A 9,453-nucleotide genomic window follows, 5' to 3' on the forward strand; every position below is an offset into this window, starting at 1 on the left:
CATAGGCAGACTCATTTTCTACCTCAGTCTTATTGTTGATCATGGCTGTAACGAAGATGCCTCATGCTTATCGTTAAGTGCTCTCTGTTTAGCATGTTCGACTTCCTAAATTCACCCGCTTACCACGACGTCTTTCGGAATCAGGGGATGGGTGCGGAAGGTGTCGATGGTTTTCATACAGGCGAGTACCCATAAACTGGCGTCGTTGTGCCCGGCGGCCCCATAACGGCGACGGGTTGCCCAAACATCGTAATCTTGAATCCGCTGTTCAAGCTTATTTTTTAATGCAGTCACGTTGTTCTCCCTCATAAAAAATTGCTTAAGCAAAAACCCAAGGTGATTGAGCAACACCATCACATTGACTTTAAGCAAATCATATGCCAGTTCTTATATCCTTATAAATCAATAACATGAATTAAATTATCAAGATTAACATTGATACCTCCAACTCATCGATCAATCAGCAACTCAAAAGAAATTATTTTTAATATCAGTTAGTTGAAAATTTTGAAGCAAATTTTCCTACCGGGAAGAAATATTTCGCACAGAACAGTAAGATCGCTAAGTGGATTCTATTCGTCCGGAGGTAATATAGCGACGGAACCAGGCCTCACCGAATAAGGCTAACCGATACTCAAATGGGCATTAGCAGATAAACTCACGCGACAATACTTCTATGAGCAGGCTTGCTTACGTTACGGGTTGAGGACCGTCGATCCGCGATTGAATCGATTAATTTTAACGCCACAAAATACACTCAAACCGGTCACTTATTCTGACCGGGGACAGTCAGAATAAGCTTTAAAAGCCAGCAACAATGACGAAACTACTTCATCTCGCTGGCTTTTGCCTTAGTTTTAGTCATTAAGTTTGGCGGGGGACCGATAGGATCGAAATTTTTCAGCAGCGGTACATCGTCTTTGTTGACCCATAGCACATCCATGTTGTAAGAACCTTGAGGCCCCCAGCCGCCGAAAAACTTCTTGCCGTCCGGCGTGAACGACCAGCACATGTCTTCACCCGCGGTATTGATGGTATCGCCGAGGTTCAACGGCTCTTGCCATTCGCCCTTGAGATTCTGATGAGAAATCCATTCATCGTGGCCGCCGCGCGAGCCCATGTCGGCGCGCGTGCTGGTGATGATCAGGCTTTTGCCGTCCTTCGACAACCCGGTCCAATGCAAATGGTCGCGGTACGGTGAGTTGACGCGTGAGCCCAGGCTTTGCGGTTTCTGCCAGGTGCCGTTTTTCTTTTCAACCTTCCAAATGTCGCTGTCCTGAGTCACGCCGGGTTGCTGATAGCTGAAGTAAATCAGGCTATCCGAGGCAATGATCGGGCAATGCTCCTCACCGGTCGGCGTATTCAGGTGGGGCAGTTCCGGTACTTCGTTCCAGCTTTTGGCCGCTTGCCAGACGCCGTCAACTTTTTGCACCACGTACAGATCCCCGGTCGACAGATTGCCCGGCTGGTAGCGGGTAAAATAAATCGCGTTGCCATCGTCCGAAAGGCTGGGTTCCAGTTCCCAGGCCTCGGTATTGATGTTCGGGCCCACTTTGGGGTCGATACCCGACCCCAGATGAATCGGCGCTTGCCAGACACCATTGACGTTATAGGCCATCCAGATGTCGAAACTATAAGGGGTTCCCGGAGATTCGATGCTGCCCGGCCGAGTGGAAACGAACAACACGGTATTGCCGTCGGCGCTGTAGGTCATTTCGAATTCAGCAGCGTTCGAGTTGATCGGTGCGCCGATGCTTTTGGCCAGCGAAGGTGCTTGGGTGTTTGCGCCGGACGGCATATCCATGCCGGGCATCGCATACGACGCGCTCTGCCCCAACAGCAGCGCCAACCCAACGATACGAAGATTAAGGTTCAGGGATTCTGTTTTCATAGCGTTTACCATGCTTTTTGAGAAAGACTAAATAATTACTAACATATTTAGAAAGCTATTTGGCGGGTGTTTGAATCGGGTCTTGCAGTACGGTTACCGCCTCATCCCCTGGTGAAAGGGACTTTCTTTCATAGATCGGCACCGGGTCGCCGTCCAGTTTAGTGAGGGCTTCGTTCAGCGTCTGGCGATCAAACTCGGGTATTTCGCCACTATTGGCTTTTTGAATAAGATTCAGTGCCAGATCGAAACGCTGATCTGGTGTCGTTTTCTCACCCTCTAAATCCGGGTGTGCCTCGACGTAAAGCTTATTGTCCAGCCATCCTACCTTGATGGGCTGTTTGACGATGAAAACCGGCGTCCCTACCGGCACCCTGTTATATAGCTGCTCTATATCTTCAGGATAGGTACGCACACAACCGTGCGTGATCTGCATGCCGATGCCGTAGATTTTATCGATATCGGTGCCGTGTATGCGGTATTCGCCGGGCAGTGCCAGATGCAGGGAATACAATCCCAAGGGATTATGCGGACCTGGCGGTACGACGGCAGGCAGCGGATCCCCGTTGGCCGCATGCTCGCGTCGGATGGATTCAGGCGGATACCAAGACGGATTTTTAACCTTACGGGACACTTTGGTCTCACCCAACGGTGTTTTCCAGTCTTGCCTGCCTACGCCATGCGCATAAGACATCACCTGCCGAGGTACGCCCTTGACTTCCGGCGGATAATAATACATACGGTATTCGGAGATATTCAGCGTAATCCCCTGGTGCGGCGTATCCGGCAGAATGCGCCGGTTCGAAAGACGGATAACTTCACCTTTTTTGACATGCCAGCGGTCAATGTCCGGATTCAGGCGTACTATTTCAGTTTGCCCCAAACTAAATCGTCTGGCTACATCCAGCAAGGTTTCCTCCTGCTCCGCGCGGGTTAAAGGCACGCCTTCAGGATATTCGGTAATGACAGTGTCGTTGGGATTGGTCGGCCAGTTGTAAGTCGTGGCGCTGGCTTTACCAGTAACGGCGGATATTACAATCGATAAGGCAAATAATCTGCGTAATTTCATAACTTAATAACTTTCTTATTTATAAAGACAAGTATAACACCCACTTTTCAGCCTGTTCGACGCTAAGTTGAGGTCTACTTCAACCGGATACGGTCAAATCGAGTAGGGTATCCACGTTTGCAAGCACAGCTTAGCGTACAGACCTTTCCTAATTTTGCCCTGCCTTATCGAGCCTCTCTGCCGTAGGAAAATTTCGGAACGTTATTTTGGGCGTATTCTTAATGCGCATCATCCGTATGCCATGCCGGCAGCATGTAAATATCGTGGGGTTTTAAACCCATCTTTTTCAGCGTATCGATCGTGGTTTTCTTGGCCATTTTTTGTAAATCGATCACGGTAATCGAGCCGTCATCCATTTCGGGCAGATTTAGAAAATTATTCTGCACAAACGCATATTTTTCGTCGGGCGAAAAGACCACATGATGAGAGCCCGCGGCGGTTGGAATCGATTTTAACAGAACAGGTTTTGCTATGGATTGGCCGCTGATGTCGAAAATATTCAATGCGCCTGGCTTTGCGGTGGTGACGTATAACCGATCGTGTGCCCGGTTAAAGTAAATTTCTAAAGGAACGCCCTGCTGGATTTCCGAAAAATCATAAATGGGCTGAAAATCAAACCTATCACTATTCGCCTGCCATGTGGCCCGCCATAATTTGCCTTCGAACAGGGTATTGATATAAGCCAGCGGTGGATTCGCATGCGGCACGAATACCGCTTCTACCGGCGCTGAGCCCGACGGACTGGGTTGGTCGGACAATTTATGCGTGGACAGCACTTTACCGCTTGCCGCTTCGATGACGGTGACGGTTTCGCCCGGATCTTTCAGATCGGACGGACGCACGGTGCTGGTAACGATGAGCCGATTGATCTCTTCCTGCAGCCCAATGCCGTGCGGGTACCGAATAAAGGTCTCCGGTCCATTGGCGGCAATGACCTGTCTGACTTTATCCGTCTGCGCATCGCCGACGATCACATTGCTCGATCCCATACAGGTGAGATACCAGGTTTTTCGGTCTGCGGTGAACGCCATGTCTTCGCCGACTTCGCACTCCGGCACATCCAGTAATTTAATGGTGTACGGCGTACGCTTCATGTCGATCACGCGTAAGGCGCCGTTTCCCAAGGCGGTGATATAGGCCTTGCTTAAATCTTTGTTATAAAAGAAATGATGGGAAACCGTATCCGGCGGTAGCGGCAGATCGGTTAAGATTTTGCCGAATTGCGGCGAATCAGGATCTACATCGAGGATCGCAATGCCTTCCCGGCGCGGCGTGCTGCCGGGCTTGCTGTCGTAGTTCACCATGGCCAATATTTCGGCATGGGCCATCGTTGAAGTAAGCAGCAACAGGCTGCACAAGGTCTTTACGATTGTTTTCTGGATCATTGTCATGGCTCGAATTGAATTAGGAATTTGCACGCTATCAAGAATTTCTTTTAACCGCCCTGCCCTATGAAAGCCCTGAAGCATCAGCAAGGAGACGCCTTTATTGGGTAAATTTTCACGCTTGGTTTTTGTTTTGAGAGATCTTTTGCACGCGTACAATATACGACCGGTCGTCTATAATGTCAAAAAAAATTAGACCGGTCGTCTTTTTTATTCACCCCGTTTGCTCCTTCAAACCGCCGTTTTGGATGGAAAGCCTTTTCCGCTCAAATTTACCTTCATTAAAAACAAAAATTTAAAGATAGCGATTATTGATAAAATCGGCCTGATTCCTGTCAACCGCTAGGTAAAACTTTCCTGGATCTCGGGGAAACGGGGGCTGAAAAGCTTTACACACTGGTTAACAGTTATGATTAATCATCGGAAAATCAGAGAATCTCTTTAGGCCGCCGTGAATACCCTCGCGCGACTACAAACGGGGTACTTATCTCAATGTAATGGTGAAGGGGAGCCCCGTTTGGCATTAACATTCAGACCTGCGATAATCCGTGCCGGCGGGTAAAGTATCCTTGAAGTATTTCTGGCAGGGGCGCAAGAAAATGATCGCTCATTAACGTAGGCGGGCTATGCCAAGCGAAAAAATCCGTGCCGAGATCAGTCGCCGGGCCTACGCGGCCTTTCAGGCCGATGCTCTGTCCGTCCCCCCGATGACACTGCGCGGCGGCTATGCCGAGGACAGCTATGATATCGCCCCGCCCCCCGACCCCGTTATCGACGCCTTGACGGACGCCTACCTGGAGGCTTACACATTCTGGGGCTTGGCTTATCTTGACCCGGCATCTTGGCGGCATTATCTGCCCTCCTTGATCGCCTATGCATTCCGCCATATGGACGATCCTCATATGGTAGTGGAAGGCCTGCTCCATAATCTGCGGCCACCGGATAGGGAGCCTCCGCGCCTGGCCTCTCTCACCGCAGCACAGGAAGCGGTGATCGTTGCGTTTCTGGAAGAGGTGGCCTTCAGCGAAGACTCCGCGAACCAGGGCTTCGCAATACAAGTGCTCGAAGAATGGTGGATCCCTGATGCGCTATACCGAAAGCGCTAACTCGGCGCTTAACCGGGCTACTCGTCAAACGGGTCGAACACGGCAGGCAAGCCGCGCTCGAGTATGCGCTGCTTGCGTCTTGCTGTATCCGGTTTGGGAAAAATTCGAGACAGCCTGATCTAACAAAGCAAGGGAATCCAGAAATAGAATCTTAACTTAAGCGTGTAGCGGAGGATTGAATGACCGATTCACGAAAGGATCGGATATACGATAAACTGATGATTAATCACGAAAAACCAGCTCTATAGCATCTACAAATTCCGGGCTTATTAACGATTTAAACAAATTATTCGGTTTTCTTCGATTGATGAAATAATTATTGCCGGGCTGCTTTTTCGCTTGTTTCTTGGCTTCACAGGCCAAATCGGAAATATCTACGTGAGATTGGCACAAACAGGTCGCTTGCGCATCCACCAAACCTGCCGATAGGCTCAATAGCGGAAAGAAATGGTCACATCCGTGCCTGTCTTCACTGAGTAAACCGCCGGCCTGGATGTGCTCCGCTTTATAATAACCGGAAACCGAATGTTCAAAAGTGGACAAAATAGCCTGGCAGCGTTCGACCCAATCGCCCACCGTAAATACCACAATGAAATCGTCGCCGCCGATATGGCCGACATAACCGGCTTCAGAAGGAATATGGCGAGTCAAGATATCGGCAACCGCTTTTATAACATTATCGCCGGCACTGTAGCCATATACATCGTTATAGGGCTTGAAATGGTCCAGATCGAAATAACCGACGCAAAACGCGCGCTTTTCGGCCAGCAAACGATTGATCAGTTCGTTCGTGGGCACGCTGCCCGGTAACAGAGTCAGCGGATTGGCATGTTTGGCATTGTGGATTTGCTGACGCGTAATCTCGGCCAGCAAATCAAGAACCGTCACGATACCGTAGTAGACTCCGTTATCAGTAATAACAAACGCCTGATCTCTGCGCATGGCCGTGGTCAATTGCTCGCTGACTTGCTCCACCGCCGTATTTTTCTCGACGCTGAACGGCATGCCGTCGATAAAAAATTGGATCGGTTGCTTGCCGTGTAATTCGATACCGTAGCGTGAAGAGAACAGCCGGCAGAGAAACTTATCCCGATAGATAAGCCCCACTATAATCCCATGATCGACCACCGGCAGCATCGCCAAGTCGGCATCGTGCTGGAACAGCGATAAAATGCAGGAGATCGGGGTGTCGGCCGTTACCGGATCGATCGTTTGGGTGATTTCGGCCACGCTCTTCGCATGATAAAGATTTAATGCATTATCAGCGGGCCTAGTGCCTGCAAATAACTTCTTATCCAGTTCCTTCGGCGGCAGCCCCATTGGTCGTGCAAAATAGAAACCCTGGGCATGGGTGATGCCAATCTTATGAATGGCTTGAAATTCTTCTGCGGTTTCTATGCCTTCCGCGATCACTTTACACTGCATCGCAGCCGCCATATTCTGAATCGAACGCACAAAATTCAGTTTGACTCTGTCTTCGTGTAAACCCTGGACAAAATGTTTGTCGATTTTCACGTATTCCGGTTTTAACTCCGCCCACAAGCGCAACCCCGAATAGCCCGCCCCCAAATCGTCCAGCGCGATTTGAAAACCCATGCTGCGGTAATGATCTACCGCTTCACGCATGATCTGGTAATCATCGGTAGGCTGGTGCTCGGTCAGTTCGATGATGATCACCTGCGGTTCCAGGCCGGAAGACCGAATAAATTTCAAGGTTTCGCCGGACTTGAAGTCGGGCTCCAGCAATATTGATGGGCTGACATTGATGAACAATTTACCGGGAAGGCTCATTTGCGCGAAACGACAGATGGTCGCTTCCCGACATACAAACTCCAGCCTGGCTTGTAAATCGTGACGAGCAGCCGTATCGAACAGATTCATAGGACTGTGCAGAGGACTGTCCGAAGGGCCGCGAATCAGAGCTTCATAGCCAACGATTTGCCGTTGGTTAACCGACACAATGGGCTGATAGACCGGCGTTACCAGTTTCCCTTCCAAGATGCGCAGCAGTTCTGTCTTTAGATCGGCCATCAATAAAATCCATAAAATGACTCGATTCTAGCCAATAAATATGACAGTTCTGTTAAAGCGCCTGGTTCTGAAAATTCAAGAGTTCGTGCTTGCCGAATTTGCCAACGTGGCAGACCTCTTAAATCAAATTTCAAGACAGCCTTAGATCGTAGCTTCTTCTGTGTGAGTCGCTCTTAGAGCAAAAACCATTGTCACATTGATGTAACAATATTTTGTCATAATCTTGTAAAAACAGACTAACAATTTAATTTATAAAATATTTTCAACCAATCATTACTAACTTATTTTATGTTTCTTATTATTGATTATCGGTTGAATAGACGTTCATATATTGAATCATCATCTTTTGCGACTGATATAGAATGTTAAATATATTCTGTTTACTCCCCATCAGTTCAGCCATTTTTTTAAGATGACCGAAGAAAATTCAGTTAGATATTTTCAAAATCATTAAGCCAATCAATATTCGGCCAATTGTTAACTGGCGAGCATCGTTTAGATGCATAGCCTGAATTAGAAATCCTTTATGGCTGAATAGTTTTTAACCTATAGGGTACGTCAGCGAAAATGGATTAGGGCGCCACCTATCGAGATATCTTCAAATAGACAGAGGAGCAAATTAATGTTTAAGTTCGAGCTAAAAACAGGAGTACAGCTGAGTTTGTTAATCTGCACGACTCTCCTAGCTTTAGCCATTATCGGATACCTTGGCATCAACGGCATGAATAATACAAATGCCGCTCTGGGCACGGTATACAATCATCGGATTGTGAGCCTAGGCCAATTGATGACGATCGCCAGGAAAACGCTCGAGAACCGGAATCTTCTCCTGGATGCAGCGCGGCACCAAAACCCCGATTTGATTGCTGAGAAATACCGCGCCTCTGAAAATAATAAAAGGATCATCGCGGACACATGGAAAGCTTATCGCTCCGACGAATTAGCCCCGAAAGAAAATGAGTTAGCCAAGCGATTGGAAGCGGATCGTCAAAATTTTTTTGAGAATGGTCTAAAACCGGCATGGGCTGCACTGAAAAATGAGATGCCGGAAGAGGCCGAGAAACTGATCGATACGGTGGTGGAGCCTTATTATACGCCGGTCGGCAAAGGGACCGATGCGCTGCTGCAGATGCAAGTCGATGCGGCGAAACAGGAATATGATGCATCGCAGCAAAACTATGCATCGACGCGCACCACCATTTTAAAAATTATCTTCGCAGCGATCGCCATTGTCTCTCTGGTCAACATAAGCTTTGCATGGAATTTACGACGGAAGCTCGGTTGCGAACCCAGCGAAGCCGCAGAAATCATGCGCAACATTGCAGAGGGTCGGCTCGATTTTTCGCTTAATGCAAAAGGTAAAAATCCGCGCAGTCTCGTCGCCATGACTAAAAAAGCGGTCGATGCGATTCGCTCTCTCGTCGCCGACGCCAACTTCTTGTCGGAAGCGGCGGTGGCAGGACGGCTGGAAGTCCGGGCCGATGCCGCCAGGCACCAGGGCGACTTCCGCAAGGTGGTCGAGGGCGTCAATGCCACCCTGGACGCGGTGATCGGGCCGTTGAACGTGGCGGCCAAGTATGTCGATGACATCGCCCAGGGCCGTATTCCTCCCAAAATCACCGACAGCTACAACGGCGACTTCAACACCATCAAGAACAACCTGAACACCTGCATCGAAGCGGTCAATGCGCTGGTGGCCGACGCCCACTTCTTATCGGAAGCGGCGGTGGCAGGACGGCTGGAAGTCCGGGCCGATGCCGCCAGGCACCAGGGCGACTTCCGCAAGGTGGTCGAGGGCGTCAATGCCACCCTGGACGCGGTGATCGGGCCGTTGAACGTGGCGGCCAAGTATGTCGATGACATCGCCCAGGGCCGTATTCCTCCCAAAATCACCGACAGCTACAACGGCGACTTCAACACCATCAAGAACAACCTGAACACCTGCATCGAAGCGGTCAATGCGCTGGTGGCCGA

The 9,453-nt window shown here is 49.4% G+C and carries 7 protein-coding genes; 2 read left to right on the top strand and 5 right to left on the bottom strand.

The features are described from left to right. Window positions 1-111: 111 nt before the first annotated feature. From JJL52_RS16260 to JJL52_RS16275, 4 genes are all read right to left on the bottom strand, one after another. Window positions 112-294 carry a hypothetical protein gene (locus tag JJL52_RS16260; protein ID WP_202053545.1) on the bottom strand — a complete coding sequence of 61 codons (183 nt, stop codon included), beginning with the start codon at window positions 292-294 and terminating at the stop codon, window positions 112-114. Between the two features lie 532 nt (window positions 295-826). Further along, a complete protein-coding gene (locus JJL52_RS16265) occupies window positions 827-1,891 on the bottom strand; it encodes a TolB family protein (RefSeq protein WP_202053546.1) in 1,065 nt (354 codons plus the stop codon). Between the two features lie 55 nt (window positions 1,892-1,946). Next, window positions 1,947-2,957: a L,D-transpeptidase family protein gene (locus tag JJL52_RS16270; RefSeq protein ID WP_202053547.1), complete on the bottom strand. Its 1,011-nt coding sequence runs from the start codon at window positions 2,955-2,957 to the stop codon at window positions 1,947-1,949. Window positions 2,958-3,175: 218 nt separating this feature from the next. Beyond that, window positions 3,176-4,342, bottom strand: a complete 1,167-nt coding sequence (locus JJL52_RS16275; protein WP_202053548.1) for a YncE family protein — start codon at window positions 4,340-4,342, stop codon at window positions 3,176-3,178. Between the two features lie 626 nt (window positions 4,343-4,968). Between JJL52_RS16275 and JJL52_RS16280 the strand changes: the two genes are divergently transcribed. Beyond that, on the top strand, window positions 4,969-5,448 hold the full coding sequence (locus JJL52_RS16280; protein WP_202053549.1) for a DUF6714 family protein: 480 nt from the start codon (window positions 4,969-4,971) through the stop codon (window positions 5,446-5,448). Window positions 5,449-5,670: 222 nt separating this feature from the next. On the opposite strand, the gene JJL52_RS16285 is transcribed toward JJL52_RS16280, so the two are convergent. After that, on the bottom strand, window positions 5,671-7,479 hold the full coding sequence (locus tag JJL52_RS16285; RefSeq protein ID WP_202053550.1) for a GGDEF domain-containing protein: 1,809 nt from the start codon (window positions 7,477-7,479) through the stop codon (window positions 5,671-5,673). Window positions 7,480-8,101: 622 nt separating this feature from the next. On the opposite strand from JJL52_RS16285, the gene JJL52_RS16290 reads away from it, so the two are divergent. Further along, a partial coding sequence (locus JJL52_RS16290; protein WP_202053551.1) for a Tar ligand binding domain-containing protein occupies window positions 8,102-9,453 on the top strand: 1,352 nt, incomplete at its 3' end.

It is taken from the genome of Candidatus Methylomicrobium oryzae, assembly GCF_016745425.1.
Lineage (GTDB): Bacteria > Pseudomonadota > Gammaproteobacteria > Methylococcales > Methylomonadaceae > Methylomicrobium > Methylomicrobium oryzae.